At 73.4% G+C, this 16162-nt stretch carries 13 protein-coding genes; 3 read left to right on the top strand and 10 right to left on the bottom strand.

Annotated features, from left to right (window positions below; all coding sequences use genetic code 11):
• The first annotated feature begins 2 nt into the window (after positions 1-2).
• Together ACE3QY_RS17190 and ACE3QY_RS17185 are read left to right on the top strand one after the other, a co-directional pair.
• On the top strand, positions 3-1073 hold the full coding sequence (locus ACE3QY_RS17190; protein ID WP_374457266.1) for a hypothetical protein: 1071 nt from the start codon (positions 3-5) through the stop codon (positions 1071-1073).
• Between the two features lie 96 nt (positions 1074-1169).
• Entirely contained in the window at positions 1170-3320 is a 2151-nt protein-coding gene (locus ACE3QY_RS17185) for an MMPL family transporter (RefSeq protein WP_374457265.1), read from the top strand.
• Here the strand turns inward: ACE3QY_RS17185 and map are convergent, their stop codons facing one another.
• Together map and ACE3QY_RS17175 are read right to left on the bottom strand one after the other, a co-directional pair.
• The gene (gene map / locus ACE3QY_RS17180; protein WP_374457264.1) at positions 3321-4097 is read right to left on the bottom strand and encodes a type I methionyl aminopeptidase; all 777 of its coding nucleotides are present in this window, start codon (positions 4095-4097) and stop codon (positions 3321-3323) included.
• Complete coding sequence (locus ACE3QY_RS17175) at positions 4094-4786, bottom strand: hypothetical protein (protein WP_374457263.1); 693 nt, start codon at positions 4784-4786, stop codon at positions 4094-4096. The genes map and ACE3QY_RS17175 overlap by 4 nt, the downstream gene beginning before the upstream one ends.
• Before the next feature lie 24 nt (positions 4787-4810).
• Here ACE3QY_RS17175 and aceB point away from each other — a divergent pair, with 24 nt between their 5' ends.
• On the top strand, positions 4811-6391 hold the full coding sequence (gene aceB / locus ACE3QY_RS17170; RefSeq protein WP_374457262.1) for a malate synthase A: 1581 nt from the start codon (positions 4811-4813) through the stop codon (positions 6389-6391).
• Here aceB and ACE3QY_RS17165 read toward each other — a convergent pair.
• From ACE3QY_RS17165 to pucL, 8 genes are all read right to left on the bottom strand, one after another.
• Positions 6348-7721, bottom strand: coding sequence for a guanine deaminase (locus tag ACE3QY_RS17165; protein ID WP_374457261.1), 1374 nt, complete (start codon positions 7719-7721; stop codon positions 6348-6350). The genes aceB and ACE3QY_RS17165 overlap by 44 nt on opposite strands.
• Positions 7718-8527, bottom strand: coding sequence for a xanthine dehydrogenase accessory protein XdhC (xdhC, locus tag ACE3QY_RS17160; protein ID WP_374457260.1), 810 nt, complete (start codon positions 8525-8527; stop codon positions 7718-7720). Before xdhC ends, ACE3QY_RS17165 begins: the two co-directional genes overlap by 4 nt.
• 1 nt (position 8528) lies before the next feature.
• Positions 8529-10820 carry a xanthine dehydrogenase molybdopterin binding subunit gene (gene xdhB / locus ACE3QY_RS17155; RefSeq protein WP_374457259.1) on the bottom strand — a complete coding sequence of 764 codons (2292 nt, stop codon included), beginning with the start codon at positions 10818-10820 and terminating at the stop codon, positions 8529-8531.
• The gene (locus tag ACE3QY_RS17150) at positions 10817-12220 is read right to left on the bottom strand and encodes a xanthine dehydrogenase small subunit (RefSeq protein WP_374457258.1); all 1404 of its coding nucleotides are present in this window, start codon (positions 12218-12220) and stop codon (positions 10817-10819) included. Before ACE3QY_RS17150 ends, xdhB begins: the two co-directional genes overlap by 4 nt.
• Before the next feature lie 111 nt (positions 12221-12331).
• Positions 12332-13156 (bottom strand): bifunctional allantoicase/(S)-ureidoglycine aminohydrolase, encoded by an 825-nt coding sequence (locus ACE3QY_RS17145; protein ID WP_374457257.1) that lies wholly within the window; start codon positions 13154-13156, stop codon positions 12332-12334.
• Entirely contained in the window at positions 13153-14481 is a 1329-nt protein-coding gene (gene allB / locus ACE3QY_RS17140; protein WP_374457256.1) for an allantoinase AllB, read from the bottom strand. The genes ACE3QY_RS17145 and allB overlap by 4 nt, the downstream gene beginning before the upstream one ends.
• Positions 14471-14791 (bottom strand): hydroxyisourate hydrolase, encoded by a 321-nt coding sequence (gene uraH, locus ACE3QY_RS17135; RefSeq protein WP_374457255.1) that lies wholly within the window; start codon positions 14789-14791, stop codon positions 14471-14473. Before uraH ends, allB begins: the two co-directional genes overlap by 11 nt.
• On the bottom strand, positions 14791-16161 hold the full coding sequence (pucL, locus tag ACE3QY_RS17130; protein ID WP_374457254.1) for a factor-independent urate hydroxylase: 1371 nt from the start codon (positions 16159-16161) through the stop codon (positions 14791-14793). Before pucL ends, uraH begins: the two co-directional genes overlap by 1 nt.
• Position 16162 lies beyond the last annotated feature (1 nt).

The following is a 16162-nucleotide window of genomic DNA, read 5'->3' as shown; positions in this document are numbered from 1 at the left end:
CCATGAAGACCCTCTCCCGGACCACGGTCCTGGCCGCGACCGCGCTGGCGGTCGCCGCCCTCATCCCCTCCGCGCAGGCCGGCACAGCCGAGGTGGGGGCCGAGGCACGCGCACAGGCACCGCGCACCGTGCTCGACGTGCGCGACCTGGCGCAAGGCGAGCCGCCGGCCATCGCCTGGACCGAGCGGCGCTCCGGCAGGACCGTCATCCACGGTCCCGGCGGCACCCGCACCCCGGTGCCCAACAACGTCGTCGCGCTGGCCCCGATGGGCTCGGGCTACGTCGTCCAGACCGCGCTGAACCGCCCGACCACCGTGCGCTGGGTCGCCGCCGACGGCACCCCCGGCCGCCGCGAGTGGCGCACGGGCCACGGGCTGGCGGTGTCGCCGCTCGGCGAGGTGGTCGCCTTCGCCGGCCGGGCGGGCAAGGTGTGGACGATCGACCAGGACGGCGACCGGGTCTTCCGCTTCAACCCGGTCCCGGTGACCGGCACCGCGCACGCCGTCACGGTCGCGGGCGAGAACTGCAAGGAGGGCGAGGGCGACCCCGGCACCGGGTGCTCCATCGCGGTCAACGGGCCGCACCGCGCGTTCTACACGTCCTCGCACGGCATCGTGGACCGCGTCCCGCACCTGCGGCAGACCACCACGGGCCGGGGCCGCTGGCTGGGCGGCATCACCTCGCTCAGCGACTTCGGCTCGTGCAGCGCGATGATGCGGAGCTGGCGGGTGAAGTGGCGCACCTGCGACAACCAGCTCTCGGACGTCGCACCGGACAACGACCACGTCCTCGGCACGCCGGCGTACGCCGACGGCTTCGGACCGAAGGTCCTCGACATCCTCGCGACGGCCGACGGCACCGTGGCCCGCACCTTCACCTACGCCCGCAACGGGCACTCGGCGACGTACTTCGACGAGGTCTGGGAGGACGCCGAGCACGTGCTGGTCGTGACCTGGCAGGACGACGAGTGGGCAGTGGTCCGGCTCGGCACCGACGGGTCCATGGAGTACGCCGTCGCGCCACGCGCGGGCTCGATGGACACCCGTGCACCGTTCCAGCTCCAGGACCGCTGACCCGCGCCGCCGGGCCCCGATCCCGGGGACCACCCGGTCTAGACCTCAGGGCTTTTACCGATGCACGATGTCGGACCGTCCTGTTCGACTGGATCCATGCATCGACAGATCGCCGGTTCCCTCACCGGCCGCGTGACCAAGTGGGTCGTCCTCGGGGCGGTGCTGGTGCTGACCGGCTTCATGGCGGTCTTCTCGGCCAAGCTCACCTCCGTGCAGAACAACGAGGCCTCCTCGTGGCTGCCCGAGTCGGCCGAGTCGACCCAGGTGCTCGAGGAGCTCTCCGAGACGGTCGACCCCAACGACATCCCCACGCTCGTGGTCTACCACCGCGACGGAGGGCTGACCGAGGCCGACCTCGCCGCGATGGAGGAGCACGGCCCGCAGATCGCCGAGCTGGACGGCGTCACCGACCAGGGCGTGCTCACACCGGCGGCCGCCGAGGCCGCCCAGGCCCAGGGCGCGCCCGTGCCGACCCTGGTGTCGGACGACGGCCAGGTGGCCTACCTCTACTTCGTGCTCAACTTCGGCGCCAACGGGTGGAACGACATCCCCGACGCGGCCGCGGAGATCCGCGACATCGCGCAGATCGACGGCGGCGAGGTCCACCTCGCCGGCTACGGCGGCCAGGCCGCCGACTCCGCCGAGGCCTTCGAGGGCATCGACACCAACCTGATCTTCGCCACCCTCGCCGTGGTGATCGTGATCCTGCTCTTCACCTACCGCAGCCCGGTCCTGTGGCTGCTCCCGATCCTGTGCGCGGTCTCGGCCAACTTCATCGCCACCGGCCTGGTCTACCTCCTGGCGAAGTACGCCGGGCTCACGGTCAACGGGCAGAGCCAGGCGATCCTGAGCATCCTGGTGATCGGCGCCGGCACCGACTACGCCCTCCTGCTGGTGGCGCGCTACCGGGAGGAGCTGCGCCGCCACGAGGACCGCCACGAGGCGATGGCGTTCGCCCTGCACCGGGCCGCGCCGGCCATCTTCGCCAGCGCCGCGACGGTCGCGGTGGGCATGCTCTGCCTGTCGTTCGCCGACCTCAACTCCACCGCCGGCCTGGGCCCCGTCCTCGCCATCGGTGTCGCGGTGACCATGCTCGTGATGATCACGCTGCTGCCGGCCCTGCTGGTGATCTGCGGCCGCTGGGTCTTCTGGCCCAAGCGCCCGGCCTACCGCAGCGTGGAGCCGACCGCCAACGGCCTGTGGGCCCGCGTCGGCCGCGCGATCAGCCACCGGCCCCGCCGCGTGTGGCTCACCACCACCGGCCTGCTGCTGCTGGCCTGCCTCGGCCTCTTCCGGCTCGACGCGTCCGGCCTGTCGACCGAGGACACCTACACGAAGGAGTTCGACTCCATCAAGGGCCAGAAGCTGCTCACCGAGCACGGGCTGGCCGACAACTCCAACACCCTCCAGGTCGTCACCAACGCAGGTCAGGCAGACGCGGTCGTCGCGGCGCTCGAGGGCGTCGACGGCCTGGGCGCCCCGGGCGAGGTCCAGCCCCTCAGCGCGGACCGGGTCTGGTTCGAGGCGACGATCAACGCCGACATCTCCTCCACGGCAGCCGCCGACATCGTCGAGGCAAGCCGCGAGGCGGTCCACGACGTCCCGGACGCCGAAGCGATCGCCGGAGGCGGTGCGGCGTTCTACCTCGACACCAAGATCGCCTCCGAGCGCGACAGCTTGGTGATCATGCCGCTGGTCCTCGCCGTGGTGCTGCTGATCCTCATCGGCCTGCTCCGCGCGGTGCTCGCACCGCTGATCCTGATCGCGACGGTGGTGCTGTCCTTCGGTGCCGCGCTCGGCATCTCGGCGCTGCTCTTCGAGTACGTCTTCGGCTTCGCCGGGTCCGATCCCGGGTTCCCGTTGTTCGCCTTCGTGTTCCTCGTGGCGCTGGGCATCGACTACAACATCTTCCTGATGACCCGGGTCCGGGAGGAGACCGCGACCTACGGCACCCGCAAGGGCTCGCTGATCGGCCTCGCCTCCACCGGGGGCGTGATCACCTCGGCCGGCATCGTGCTCGCCGCGACGTTCCTGGTGCTGGGCTCGCTGCCGCTGGTGTTCCTGGCCGAGCTCGGCGTGGCCGTGGCCCTGGGCGTCATGCTCGACACCTTGATCGTCCGGTCGGTGCTGGTGACCGCACTCAACCTCGACCTCGGCGGCAAGATCTGGTGGCCGAGCAAGCTCGACTCAGCGGACACCCCGCTGACCGAGGCCGAGGCGGAGGCCCCGCTGGAGACGGTGCACTGATCAGGCCGGGGTCGGCAGCGTCAGGATCTCCGCGCCGTCCTCGGTGATGGCGATGGTGTGCTCGCTGTGGGCCGTCCGGCAGCCGGTCGCGCTGCGCAGGGTCCACCCGTCCTCGTCGGTGACGAGCTCGTCTGTGTCGGCCATGATCCACGGCTCCAGCGCGAGCAGGAGGCCCGGTCGGAGCTGGTAGCCCCGGCCGGGTCGCCCGTCGTTGGAGACGTGCGGGTCCTGGTGCATCGTCGAGCCGATGCCGTGGCCGCCGAACTGCATGTTGATCGGGTAGCCGGCGTCGGAGAGCACGGTGCCGATGGCGTGCGACAGGTCGCCGATCCGGGCGCCGGGCCGGGCGGCGGCGATGCCGGCGGCGAGGGCGCGCTGGGTGACCTCGATGAGCTCGACCGACTCGGCGGGGCGGCTCTCACCGACGACGAAGCTGATCGCGGAGTCAGCGGCGATGCCGTCGAGGCGGACCGCGAGGTCCAGGGTCAGCAGGTCGCCGTCGGCGAGCCGCTGGTCGCGCGGACGGCCGTGCAGCACCGCGTCGTTGACCGCCGTGCAGACGTAGTGGCCGAACGGCCCGCGCCCGAAGGACGGGGCGTAGTCGACGTAGCAGGACTCGGCGCCGGCGTCCCTGATCATCTCGGCGGTCCAGCGGTCGAGGTCGAGCAGGTTGGTGCCGACCTGGCTGCGGCTGCGCAGCGACTGGAGGATGTCGGCCACGAGCGCGCCGGTGCGGCGGGCCCGGTCGACCTGGGCAGGAGTGAGGATCTCGATCATCGCAGGCCCCACCGTACGCAGCGCCCGGCCGTCGTGCCGCCGCAGAGGTCGTCGAGCGTGATCGCGCCGTCGGCGACGAGCACCGTGGTGAGCGTGTCGAGGGTGACCTCGACGTCCTCGTAGAGCCAGGTCTCCACCCCGTCCACGTCCTCCCCGCCGGCCGGCGTGGTGTCGGCGAGGAAGGCGACGGCGACGTCGGCCGCCTGCTCGGTCATGGCGCGCGTGGGGACGTAGGTCATCGACTCCTCCTCGCCCATCAGGACCTCGCGGGCGGCCTCGAGGTCCGAGCCGCGCTGGACCGGGACCTCGCCGCCCACCAGTCCCACGAAGCGGTCGGAGCCCGGGACGAGCTCGCCCAGCGAGACGACGGGGAGGTCGCGGGAGACCAGCGCCTCCATCCCGTCCGGCTCGACCGGCACCACCACCAGCACGTCGACCGAGGCGGCCTCGGCCTGGCGGGCCTGGCTCTTCTGCGTCTCGGCGTCGCCCTCGGCGTCGTACACCGTCACCCGGCACTCGTCGCAGGTCGCCTCCACGCGGTCGGTGAACGCCTGCACGGCGACCGCCCGCGACGTGCTGTCGGAGCGGTCGGCGACGAGCAGCCCGATGGTCGGGTCACCGCCCACGCACGCCGTCAGCAGGGGCGCGACGAGGGCGAGCGCGAGGGGAAGGAGTCGGGCGCTGGACATCACCTCGAGGCTATCGTGACCGGCATGTCCGGCCTCGACGTCGCTGCCCCGTCCGTGCCGCGCTCCGAGGAGGTCCTCACACCGGACGCGCTCGCCTTCGTCGCCGACCTCGACGAGCGCTTCCACGCCCGGCGCGACGACCTCCTCGCGGCCCGTCGTGCCCGCCGGGAGCACCTCGCCCGCACCGGCACCCTCGACTTCCTCGCCGAGACCGCGGACGTGCGGGCGGGTGACTGGACGGTCGCGCCGGTGCCGGCGGACCTGCGCGACCGGCGGGTCGAGATCACCGGGCCGACCGAGCCCAAGATGGCGATCAACGCGCTCAACTCCGGCGCGCGGGTCTGGCTGGCCGACCTCGAGGACGCCAACACGCCGCACTGGCGCAACGTCGTCGGCGGCCAGCTCACCCTGCTCGACGCCGTACGCGGTCGGCTGACCTTCACCTCACCCGAGGGCAAGGAGTACGCCGTCGCCGACCCGCAGGCCGCCCCCGTCGTCCTGCCCCGGCCGCGCGGCTGGCACTTCGACGAGGCGCACCTGACCCGGGACGGACGCCCGGTGGTCGCCGCGCTGGTCGACTTCGGCCTGCACTTCTTCCACAACGCCCGCGCGCTCCTCGAGCGCGGCAGCGGGCCGTACTACTACCTGCCCAAGATGGAGTCGCACCTCGAGGCCCGGCTCTGGGACGACGTCTTCACCCACGCCGAGCAGGCGCTCGGGGTGCCGCACGGGTCGGTGCGCGCCACCGTCCTGATCGAGACGATCACCGCCGCCTTCGAGATGGACGAGATCCTCTTCGAGCTGCGCGACCACGCGGCCGGCCTCAACGCCGGCCGCTGGGACTACCTGTTCAGCATCATCAAGAACTTCCGCGACGCCGGCCCCGGATTCACGCTCCCCGACCGCAACGCGGTGACGATGACGGCGCCGATGATGAAGGCCTACAGCGACCTGCTGGTGCGGACCTGCCACCGGCGCGGGGCCTTCGCCATCGGCGGGATGGCCGCCTTCATCCCGAGCCGGCGCGACCCGGAGGTCAACGAGCGCGCCTTCGCCAAGGTCCGCGAGGACAAGAGCCGCGAGGCCACGGCCGGCTTCGACGGGTCGTGGGTGGCGCACCCCGACCTCGTGCCGCTCTGCGCCGAGGTCTTCGACGAGGCGCTCCACGGCCGGGACAACCAGCTCGACGTCGCCCGCGACGACGTCTCGGTGGCGGCGGCGGACCTGCTCGCGGTCTCGGCCACACCGGGTGAGCGCACCGAGGCCGGCCTGCGCGGCAATGTCCGGATCGGCATGCAGTACCTCCACGCCTGGCTGTCCGGCAACGGCGCCGCGGGCATCGACAACCTGATGGAGGACGCCGCGACCGCGGAGATCTCCCGGTCGCAGGTGTGGCAGTGGGTCCACAACCAGGCCCGCCTCGACAGCGGCGAGGTCGTCACCCGGGAGCTCGTCGAGCGGGTCGTCGAGGAGGAGCACGCCGCGCTCGGGGAGGGCCTGGACGAGGACGCCCGGCGGCTGTTCGTCGACTGCGCGCTCGGCGAGGACTACCCCGACTTCCTCACCCTGCGGGCGTACGACGTCCTGCTGGCGCGCGGGGAGTGACCGGCCGCACGAAGCCGCCCGACGCGATCTGCTCGCCGCCGACCCACACGTCGGCGACGTCGGCGTCCGAGGCGAGGGCGAACACCTTGCCCAGCGCCGCCTCCGGGGTGTCCGCGTGCCGCAGGCCGATGTCGAGGGCCGTGCCGGGCGGCGGACGCAGCAGGATCGCGTCGAACTGCTTGCCCTCCGACAGGTCGCCGACGGTGTCGCCGAGGCCGAGCGCCGCGGCACCGGCCGCGGTCGACAGGTGCAGCAGGTGCCCCGCGCCGAGCGGCATGCCGGCGGGCCCCATGAGGTGCTGGAGGAAGTAGGCCTGCAGGCCCTCCTTGAAGATCGAGAAGCCGGTGCCGGCGCCGACGTCGCTGCCCAGCGCCACCCGCACGCCGGCCGCGAGATGGCGCGTGAGCGGGAACATCCCGGACCCGAGCGCGGCGTTGCTCGTCGGGCAGTACGCCACCGACGTGCCGCGGGCCGCCATCACGGCGAGCTCGGGGTCGGTCGGGTGCACGTTGTGGGCCAGCACCGAGAACGACCCCAGCAGCCCGTGGTGGTCGTAGGTGTCGACGTAGTGGGCCCGGTCGGGGAACTGACCGGCGACGGTGGCCACCTCGGCGTTGTTCTCGTTGACGTGCGAGGTGAAGCAGGCGCCGTCGACCGACTCCAGCACCGCCTGGCACGCGGCCAGCACGGGGTCGGAGGCGGACAGCGAGAAGCGGGGCGTGACGGCGTAGCGGAGCCGGTCGCGGCCGTGCCAGCGCGAGGCCAGCGCGACCGCCTCGTCGAAGGCGCGCTCCGGCGTGGTGAGCAGCGGCTCGGGCAGCATCCGGTCGCTCACCACGAGACCGCTGGTCATCCGCAGCCCGTAGCGCTCGGCCTCCGCGAACAGCGCGTCGACCGCAGGCGCGAAGTGGGAGCCGAAGACCAGCGACGTCGTCGTCCCGGCGGAGACCAGCCCGGCGACGAACTCACCCGCGATCGTGGCGGCGTACGACGGTGACGCGAGGTGCTGCTCCTCCGGCAGGGCGCACCGGTCGAGCCACTCCAGCAGCGGCATGCCGAGCGCGCCGATCACGCGGACCTGCGGGAAGTGCACGTGGGTGTCGACCAGGCCGGGCAGGAGGATGCCCGCGCGCAGGTCGATGACGGGCGCCTCGCGGTGGGCGGCTGCCACCGTCGCGAAAGGGCCGCGGGCCACGATCACGCCGTCGCCGGAGACGAGCAGGCCGAGGTCGTCGTCGTGGCGGAAGCCCGGGCCGGCGGTCGCCGCGGCGAACGGGTCGTCGGGCGTGTCGAAGGCGCGGGCCCGGTAGAGGACCCCGTCTCCCGTCACGCGGTCGTCCGGTCGGCGGCGAACAGGCCGACGAGCTCGGCGGCGACCGACACGGCGATGGCGGCCGGCTCCTTGCCGGCGAGGCCGGGCAGCCCGATCGGGCAGCGGATGCGGGCGATGGTCGCCTCGTCGTGGCCCTCCACGGCCAGGCCGGTGCGGAACCGCGCCCACTTCGCCGCCGACCCGATGAGCCCGACCGACCCCAGGTGGACGCAGCGCAGGGCCGCGTCGCACAGGGCGAAGTCCTCGGCGTGGTCGTGCGTCATCACCAGGACGTGGGTGCCCGGCGGGACCGACCCGAGGGCGAGCTCGGGGACCGGTGAGTGGTGCACGCGCACCCTGGCCTCCCCCGCCTCGACGGGTGCGAGGCGCTCGGCAGCGAGCTGGTCGGCACGCGAGTCGACGAGGTGCAGGTCGAGGTCGTGGCCGGACAGGATCCGGGCCAGCTCGAGCCCGACGTGGCCGACCCCGAAGACGGCGACCGCCGGGACGACGGGCAGCGGCTCGAGCAGCAGGGTGACCTCGCCGCCGCAGCACTGGCGGCCGTGCTCGGTGCGGGCCCGGTCGGTGAGCCCGAGGGTGAGCTGCTCGGGCTCCACGGCACCGGTGGCCAGCATCGCCCGGGCCCGGGCGACCGCGGTCTCCTCGAGGTTGCCGCCCCCGACGCTCCCCCAGGTGCGCCCCTCGGCCACGACCATCTTGGCGCCGGCGTCACGCGGGGCGTGCCCGCGGACCTCGGCCACGGTGACGAGCACCCCGGCCTGCCGCTCGTCGCGGAGCATCTGGGTCGCCGCCAGCCAGTGCACGTCAGACCTCCGCCAGCTCGGTCGGGGCGGGGGCGGTGCGGCGGGCCCGGTCGAGGGCCCAGTAGACGGCCTCGGGCGTGGCCGGCGACGCCAGCTCGACGCTCGTGCCGGCAGGGCCGAAGGCGGCCGCCGCCTGCCGCAGCGCCTCACGGACCGAGAGCGCGAGCATGAGGGGCGGCTCGCCGACCGCCTTCGAGCCGTAGACCGCGCCCTCCTCGTGGGCCTGGTCGAGCAACGCGACGTGGAGCTCGTCGGGGAGCTCGCTGAGGCTCGGCAGCTTGTAGGTGCTGGCGGCCTGGGTGGTCAGCCGGCCGCGACCGGGGCCGTCGGTCTCGTCCCAGCGGAGGTCCTCCAGGGTGAGCCACCCCAGCCCCTGCACGAAGCCGCCCTCGACCTGGCCGAGATCAACCAGCGGCGAGAGGCTGTCGCCGACGTCGTGCACGATGTCGACGCGACGGGTGGTGTAGCTGCCGGTGAACCCGTCGACCTCGACCTCGGTGGCCGCGACGCCGTAGGCGAAGTACTTGAAGGGGTGGCCCTGCATGGCGACGGGGTCCCAGTGCAGACCCTCGGTGCGGTAGAAGCCGGCGGCCCACAGCTGCACGCGGGAGAAGTACGCCTCCCGCACCAGGTCGTCCCACGCCAGCCCGCGGCCGCCGTCGACCTCGCGCAGCCGAGCCAGGATCTGCTCGCAGGCGTCCTTGACCGCGCCGCCGTTGAGGTCGGTGCTCGAGCTGGCCGCCGTCGCCGAGGTGTTGGGCACCTTGTCGGTGCGGGTGGGCGCCAGCCGGACCCGCTCGAGCGGGACGCCGAGGCTGGTCGCCGCGACCTGCAGCATCTTGGTGTGCAGCCCCTGGCCCATCTCGGTGCCGCCGTGGTTGATCAGCACCGAGCCGTCCTTGTAGACGTGCACCAGCGCGCCGCCCTGGTTGAAGGCGGTGAAGTTGAAGGAGATGCCGAACTTCACCGGGGTCAGCGCCAGGCCACGCCTGCGGTGGGGGTGGGAGTCGTTGAACGCCTCGACCTCCGCCTGACGGCGTACGACGTCGCCGGAGGCGAGCACCTGCTCCCACGCGGCGACCACCCGGTCCGGGTGGCGGACCGGCTGGCCGTAGGGCGTGGCCTGGCCCTCGGCGTAGAAGTTGCGGCGGCGCAGGTCGACCGGGTCGACGCCGAGCAGCGGTGCGCAGCGGCCCAGGACGTCCTCGATCACCAGCATGCCCTGCGGGCCGCCGAAGCCGCGGAACGCGGTCTGCGAGGTCTTGTGGGTGCGGGCGACGCGGCCGCGGGCGCGCACGTGCGGGATCCAGTAGGCGTTGTCGACGTGGCACAGCGCGCGGGCGAGCACCGGCTCGCTGAGGTCGAGGCTCCAGCCGCCGTCGGAGGTGAGGGTGGTGTCGAGGCCGACCAGCAGGCCGTCGTCGTCGAAGCCGACCCGCCAGGTGGCGTGGAAGCCGTGCCGCTTGCCGGTCATCGTCATGTCGTGGGTGCGGTCGAGCCGCAGCCGGACCGGGCGTCCGGTGATCGTGGCCCCGAGGGCGGCGACCGCCGCGAAGCCGTGGGGCTGCATCTCCTTGCCACCGAAGCCGCCGCCCATCCGCAGGCACTGCACGGTGACCGCGTGGGACGCGACGCCGAGCACGTGGGCGACGATCTCCTGGGTCTCGGTGGGGTGCTGGGTGCTGCTCTGCACGAAGACCTGTCCGCCCTCGTCGACGAGCGCCAGCGAGGCGTGCGTCTCGAGGTAGAAGTGCTCCTGGCCGGCCATCTCCGTGGTGCCCTCGAAGACGTGCGCGGCGCCGGCCAGCGCCGCGTCGACGTCGCCGCGCTCGACGACCGGCCGGGCCCCCTGGAAGCTCTCCGCCGCGATCGCCTCGGTGAGCGAGACCACGGCGGGCAGCGGGTCGTAGTCGACCTGCACCGCCTCGGCGCCGAGGCGGGCCGCCTCGAGCGTCTCCCCCAGCACCCAGCACACGGCGTGCCCGACGAACATCACCTCGCTCGGGAAGAGCGGCTCGTCGTGCTTGACCCCGGCGTCGTTGATGCCCGGCACGTCATCCGCGGTGAGGACGCGGACGACCCCGTCGACGTCGAGCGCAGGGGTCACGTCGAGCCGCGTCACCGTGGCGTGCGCGTGCGGCGAGCAGACCGGGTGCGCGTGCAGCACCCGCGGCGTCCGCTGGACGAGGTCGTCGGTGTAGAGCGCGTGGCCGGTGACGTGGAGGTCGGCGCTCTCGTGCGGCAGTGGCAGGCCCACGACCGCGTCGTCGGGGCGCTGGGACAGGTGGCTCATCGCGCGACCTCCTCGTGGGCCGGCTCCGCGGTCTCCGCCCACCAGGCGCGCAGGGCGTTGCCCAGCATCGCCGAGCGGTAGGCCGCGCTCGCCCGCTGGTCGTCGATCGGCGTGCCCTCGGTCGCCATCACCTCAGCCGCCTCCTCGACGGTCGTCCGCGACCACGGCCGGCCCTCGAGCGCCACCTCGGTGGCGAGCGCGCGCACCGGGGTGGCCGCGACGCCGCCCAGGCCGATGCGGGCCCTGACGACGGTGCCGTCGACGACGTCGAGGGCCGCGCCGACCGCGACGCTGGAGATGTCGTCGAAGCGGCGCTTGGCGACCTTGCGGAACGTCGCGAGCGGGGCGAGCGGGGTCGGCACCCGGACGCTGCGGACCAGCTCGCCCGGCCGGAGCAGGGTCTCCCGGTAGCCGGTGAAGAAGTCGGCCAGCGGGACCTCGCGGTCTCCCTCGGCGGAGGCCAGCACCAGCGTCGCCTCGAGCGCGAGCAGGGCCGGGGCCAGGTCGCCGATCGGCGACGCGGTGGCGAGGTTGCCGCCGATGGTGGCGCTGTTGCGGATCAGCCGGGAGGCGAACTGCGGCCACACCTGGGCCAGCAGCGGGACCGTGTCGCCGAGGGCGCGCTCGACCTCGCTCAACGTCAGGGCGGCGCCGATCTCGACCACCCCGTCCGTGGACAGGACCCGCAGCTCGGGCACCCGGTCGACCGCGACGACGTACGCCGCCCGGCGGCCGCGGAGGTTGGCCTCGACCCCCCAGTCCGTGGACCCGGCGACGACGGTCGCGTCGGGGTGCTCGACCAGGAGCGCGAGCGCCTCGGCGAGGTCGCGGGGGCGGGCGAAGCCGGCGAGCCGAGTGGCCGCGATCGCGGGCGCGGGGCTCGAGCGCCGCTCCGCGAGGGCGTCGCCCGGCGCCGGCTCACCCAGCGCCCGGGCGGCGTCGCGGATGGGCCGGTAGCCCGTGCAGCGGCACAGGTTGCCGCCGATTGCGTGCGCGTCGAAGCCGTCCGGTCCGGCCGTCCGGTCCGGACGGTAGTACTCGGCGGCCATCGAGCAGACGAAGCCCGGCGTGCAGTAGCCGCACTGCGACCCGCCGCGGACCGCGAGCTCGGCCTGCACGGGGTGCAGGTCGCCGGGGCTGCCGAGACCCTCGGCGGTGACCACCTCCTGGCCGTCGAGCGCGAGCGCCGGGACGAGGCAGGCGTTGACCGGCGTCCACCGGCTGCCGTCACCGTCGGGCCGGGCGACCATCACGGCGCAGGCGCCGCACTCCCCCTCCGCGCAGCCCTCCTTGGCACCGGTCAGGCCCAGGCCGCGGACGAAGTCCAGCAGGTTCTCGTGGGCGGGCACGCCTGCAAGCGGGCGCGGATGCCCGTTGACGGTGATCTGCGGCTCGGGCACGTTCCTCCCCCTGGGTCGCATGGTTGTGGGAGTCACGGGCCGCCGGTTGTCCATGCCGAACGACGACCTGCCACGTCCATGGTACGTGAGCCGGCTCACGTCCGGGGAGACTCAGAGGTGGAGCCGCGGGTGCCGGTTGACGTCCTTGTAGAGCAGGTAGCGGAACCGGCCGGGCCCGCCGGCGTAGCAGGCCTGGGGGCAGAAGGCGCGCAGCCACATGAAGTCGCCCGCCTGCACCTCGACCCAGTCCTTGTTGAGCAGGTAGACCGCCTTGCCCTCGAGGACGTAGAGCCCGTGCTCCATCACGTGGGTCTCCGGGAACGGGATCGCCCCGCCGGGCTCGAAGGTGACGATGTTGACGTGCATGTCGTGGCGTACGTCGAGGGGGTCGACGAAGCGTTGCGTGCCCCACGCCCCGTCGGTGTCGGGCATCGGCTCGATGGCCACGTCGTCCTCGTGCACCACGAACGGCTCGGGCACCTCGACACCGTCGACCCGCTCGTAGGCCTTGCGGATCCAGTGGAACGTCGCAGGCTCCTCGCCGCGGTTGTGCAGCGACCAGGCGGTGCCGGGCGGGACGAAGACGTAGCCGCCCGGTCCGACCCGGTGCTCGACACCGGCGAGGGTGAGGGACGCCGTGCCGCCGACGACGAGCAGCACGGCCTCGGCGTCGTGGGCGTCGTCGGGGCGGTCCGACCCGCCGCCCGGCGCCACCTCGACGACGTACCAGGAGAAGGTCTCGGCGAAGCCCGAGAGGGGGCGGGCGATCACCCAGAGCCGGGTGTCGGCCCAGTGCGGCAGCCGGCTGGTGACGATGTCGCGCATGGTGCCGCGCGGCAGGACGGCGTAGGCCTCGGTGAAGACCGCGCGGCCCGACTCACCGGTGGTCAGCTCGGTCTGGCCCGGCAGGCCACCCTTCGGCACCCAGTAGGTCATGGCGTCCTCCTCAGCAGCCGGCCCGTCGGGGCCGCGGCCAGGTCGATCGGCGCCCCGCGCAGCCAGGTCGCGCGGACGGTGCCGGTGAGCGTACGCCCGGCATAGGGCGAGACGGGGTTCTTGTGGTGGAGCAGGGTCGCGTCGACCGTCCACGACGCGTCGGGCGCGAAGACGCAGAGGTCGGCGTCGGCGCCGACCGCGATCTCCCCCTTGCCGGCGAGCCCGACCCGGCGCGCAGGTGCGGTCGACATCCAGCGCACCACGTCGACCAGCGGCACCCCGCGCTCGCGGGCCGCGGTCCACACCACGGGCAGGCCGAGCTGGAGCGACGCGATGCCGCCCCACGCGTCGGCGAAGTCGCCGGTGTCTTGGCGCTTGAGGGCGGCGGTGCAGGGCGAGTGATCGCTGACCACCATGTCGATGTCGCCGCCGGACAGCGCCGACCAGAGGGCGTCGCGGTTGCCGGCGTCGCGGATCGGCGGGCAGCACTTGAGCTCGGTGGCGCCGTCGGCGATCGACCCGGCCTCGAAGAAGAGGTAGTGGGGGCAGGTCTCGACGCTCACATCGACGCCGGCCGCACGGGCCTGGCGCAGCGCGGGGACGGCGCCCGAGGCGCTGAGGTGGACCACGTGGGCGCGGCCGCCGGTGGCGCGCGCGGTGTCGACGACCAGGCCGATGGCGCGCTCCTCGGCCGCGTCCGGACGGCTCGCGAGGAAGCCGGAGTACGCCGCCCCGTGGGCGCACTCGCCGACGGCCTCGCCGTCCTCGGCGTGCACGATCATCAGCGCGCCGAGCCGTGCGGTCTCGGCCATCGCCTCGGCGAAGTCGTCGGCCGCGAGGTGCGGGAACTCCTCGACGCCGGAGTCGAGCAGGAAGCACTTGAAGCCGAGGACGCCGTCGGCGTGGAGCGCGGCGAGGTCGCCGGTGTTGCCGGGCACGGCGCCGCCCCAGAAGCCGACGTCGACCCACGTCTGTCCCGCGGCCGCCTCGCGCTTCAGCTCCAGGGCCGCGAGCGTGGTGGTGGGCGGGATGCTGTTGAGGGGCATGTCGACGATCGTGGTGACCCCGCCGGCGGCCGCGGCACGGGTGGCGCTGGCGAAGCCCTCCCACTCCGTGCGCCCGGGCTCGTTGACGTGCACGTGGGTGTCGACCAGGCCGGGCAGGAGCACCTCGTCGGCGGCGAGCTCGACGACCGCGGCGGCGCCGGCCGGGACGTCGTACGACTCCAGGGCGGCGATGCGGCCGCCCTCCACGACGACCGCGACGGCCCGCTCCTCGCCGCCGACGATCGCGCGGCGGGCGCGGACGACGGTCTCAGCTGCCACGGTAGGTCGAGTAGCCGAAGGGGTTGAGGAGCAGCGGCACGTGGTAGTGCTCGTCATCGCCGACGGTGAAGGTGACCACCACTTCCGGGTAGAACGCGGTGGTGCCCTGCGCGGCGAACCAGGCGCCGGTGTCGAAGCGGAGGACGTGGTCCTCGGCCACCAGGTTCGCGGCGAGGCTGCCGATCCGGCCGTCGTCGTCGGTCAGTCCCTCCGCGAGGACGCTGCCGTCGGCGGACTCCAGCGTGATGCGCAGCCCCGCTGCGGGGCGGCCGCCGGCGGTGTCGAGGACGTGGGTGCTCAGGGACGCCATCAGGCGAACGCCTCCTTCATCCGCAGCACGGCGATCTGGGTGAGCTGGTCGATCGTCGCGGCGCGCTCGAGCTCGTCGGTGTTCTCCAGCCGGTGGCGCAGGTGCTCGAGGATCTCCGGTCCGCTGCGCCCCGCGGCCCGGACGATGAAGACGTGGCCGAAGCGCTCCTCGTAGACCCGGTTGCCCTCCTCGAGGGCGCGCGCCAGGTCGGCGTCGCCGGGGTCGACCCCGGACTGCTCGCGCGTCGAGTGCTCGGCGTCGTGCTGCTCGGCGTCGGCGCGCTCCCCGATCCGCGGGTGCCTGGCCAGGGCGCGGTCGAGCTCCTCGTCGGAGATCGTCGCGGACGCGGCGACCATCGCCTCCTCGACCTCGCCGAGGTCGGCGTAGGGGCGCGCGGCCACGACGGCGTCGGCCCACCGCGGCACGTCGAGGAAGGTCAGCAGGAGCCCGCGGGCGTCCTCCGCCGGCATCTCGTGGAAGGACTGCAGACCGGTGCGACGGAACCCGCGCTCCGGCCGGTCGTCCTCGCGCATGACCATGGCCTCGATCTGGCCGTACGGGCGGTCGGCGGCGATGAACACCTCGCCCGGGTTGTCGAGCCCGAAGGGCTCGAGGTCGACGAGGAAGTGGTGCTTGTTGGGGGCCTTGAAGGCGATGCACTCGATCTCGTCGTGCGCCTCGAGGACGGCCTTGCCCATGAGGTAGAGGGTCTCCTGCAGCGCCCGGCTGTACGTCGTCGCGAAGGTGGCGAGCAGCCGCGCGCGCACGGCGTCGTAGGTCCGGTTCCAGTCGATGCCGTCGAACCCGGTGTAGCTCCACTGGGCGCGCAGCGCGGTGGCCAGGATGCGGTCATCGGCGTCGGGCAGCGTCGTGTACTCGTCGCGCAGGAAGCCCTTGAACTCCGAGCCGGTCGACTTCAGCACGACGAGGTCGTCGAGGCCGGACGTCACGCTGGTGCTCCCCTGGCCCACGTGGACGAGGGCGGTCCGGACCTCGCCCCCGCGCCGCACGAAGGCGTGGTCGTGACCACCCTTACCGACCGGGATCCGGTCCCAGGCGTACTCCTCGACCCGCACCGTCGCGCCATGGGCCGCGGGCGTGGCCTCGTACAGCCGCCGTCCGAGGGTGAGGGCGTAGTCCTCCGGCGAGCTGACGCCGTACTTCTTCGCGAACGCGAAGGCGGTGTTCTTCTGGGTGTCGGTGGGCAGCACCTGCGACTGGTCCCCGTCGGTGTGCGCCGCGGCGAAGTCGCCCTGGAGCGACGTCGTGACGTTGAGGTCGCGGATCTCGTGGCGCGGGGTGTCGCGCACGATGCGCACCACCCGCGTCTCCGCCTTGCCGTAGCGGTTCGGTCCCAGCACGATGCCCATG

Origin of the sequence: Nocardioides sp., from assembly GCF_041913365.1 — a bacterium.
Classification (GTDB): Bacteria; Actinomycetota; Actinomycetes; order Propionibacteriales; family Nocardioidaceae; genus Nocardioides.
Note: the sequence above shows the minus strand (reverse complement) of the source record. Positions and strands in the feature narration are given on the sequence as shown.

Bases quoted from the DNA above. Each gene is read 5' to 3' on its own strand.
- ACE3QY_RS17190 (WP_374457266.1), top strand. From the start codon at position 3: ATGAAGACCCTCTCCCGGACCACGGTCCTGGCCGCGACCGCGCTGGCG.
- aceB (WP_374457262.1), top strand. From the start codon at position 4,811: ATGTCCGGCCTCGACGTCGCTGCCCCGTCCGTGCCGCGCTCCGAGGAG.
- xdhB (WP_374457259.1), bottom strand. From the start codon at position 10,820: ATGAGCCACCTGTCCCAGCGCCCCGACGACGCGGTCGTGGGCCTGCCA.
- ACE3QY_RS17145 (WP_374457257.1), bottom strand. From the start codon at position 13,156: ATGACCTACTGGGTGCCGAAGGGTGGCCTGCCGGGCCAGACCGAGCTG.
- pucL (WP_374457254.1), bottom strand. From the start codon at position 16,161: ATGGGCATCGTGCTGGGACCGAACCGCTACGGCAAGGCGGAGACGCGG.
- uraH (WP_374457255.1), bottom strand. From the start codon at position 14,791: ATGGCGTCCCTGAGCACCCACGTCCTCGACACCGCCGGCGGCCGCCCC.
- ACE3QY_RS17175 (WP_374457263.1), bottom strand. From the start codon at position 4,786: ATGTCCAGCGCCCGACTCCTTCCCCTCGCGCTCGCCCTCGTCGCGCCC.
- map (WP_374457264.1), bottom strand. From the start codon at position 4,097: ATGATCGAGATCCTCACTCCTGCCCAGGTCGACCGGGCCCGCCGCACC.
- ACE3QY_RS17185 (WP_374457265.1), top strand. From the start codon at position 1,170: ATGCATCGACAGATCGCCGGTTCCCTCACCGGCCGCGTGACCAAGTGG.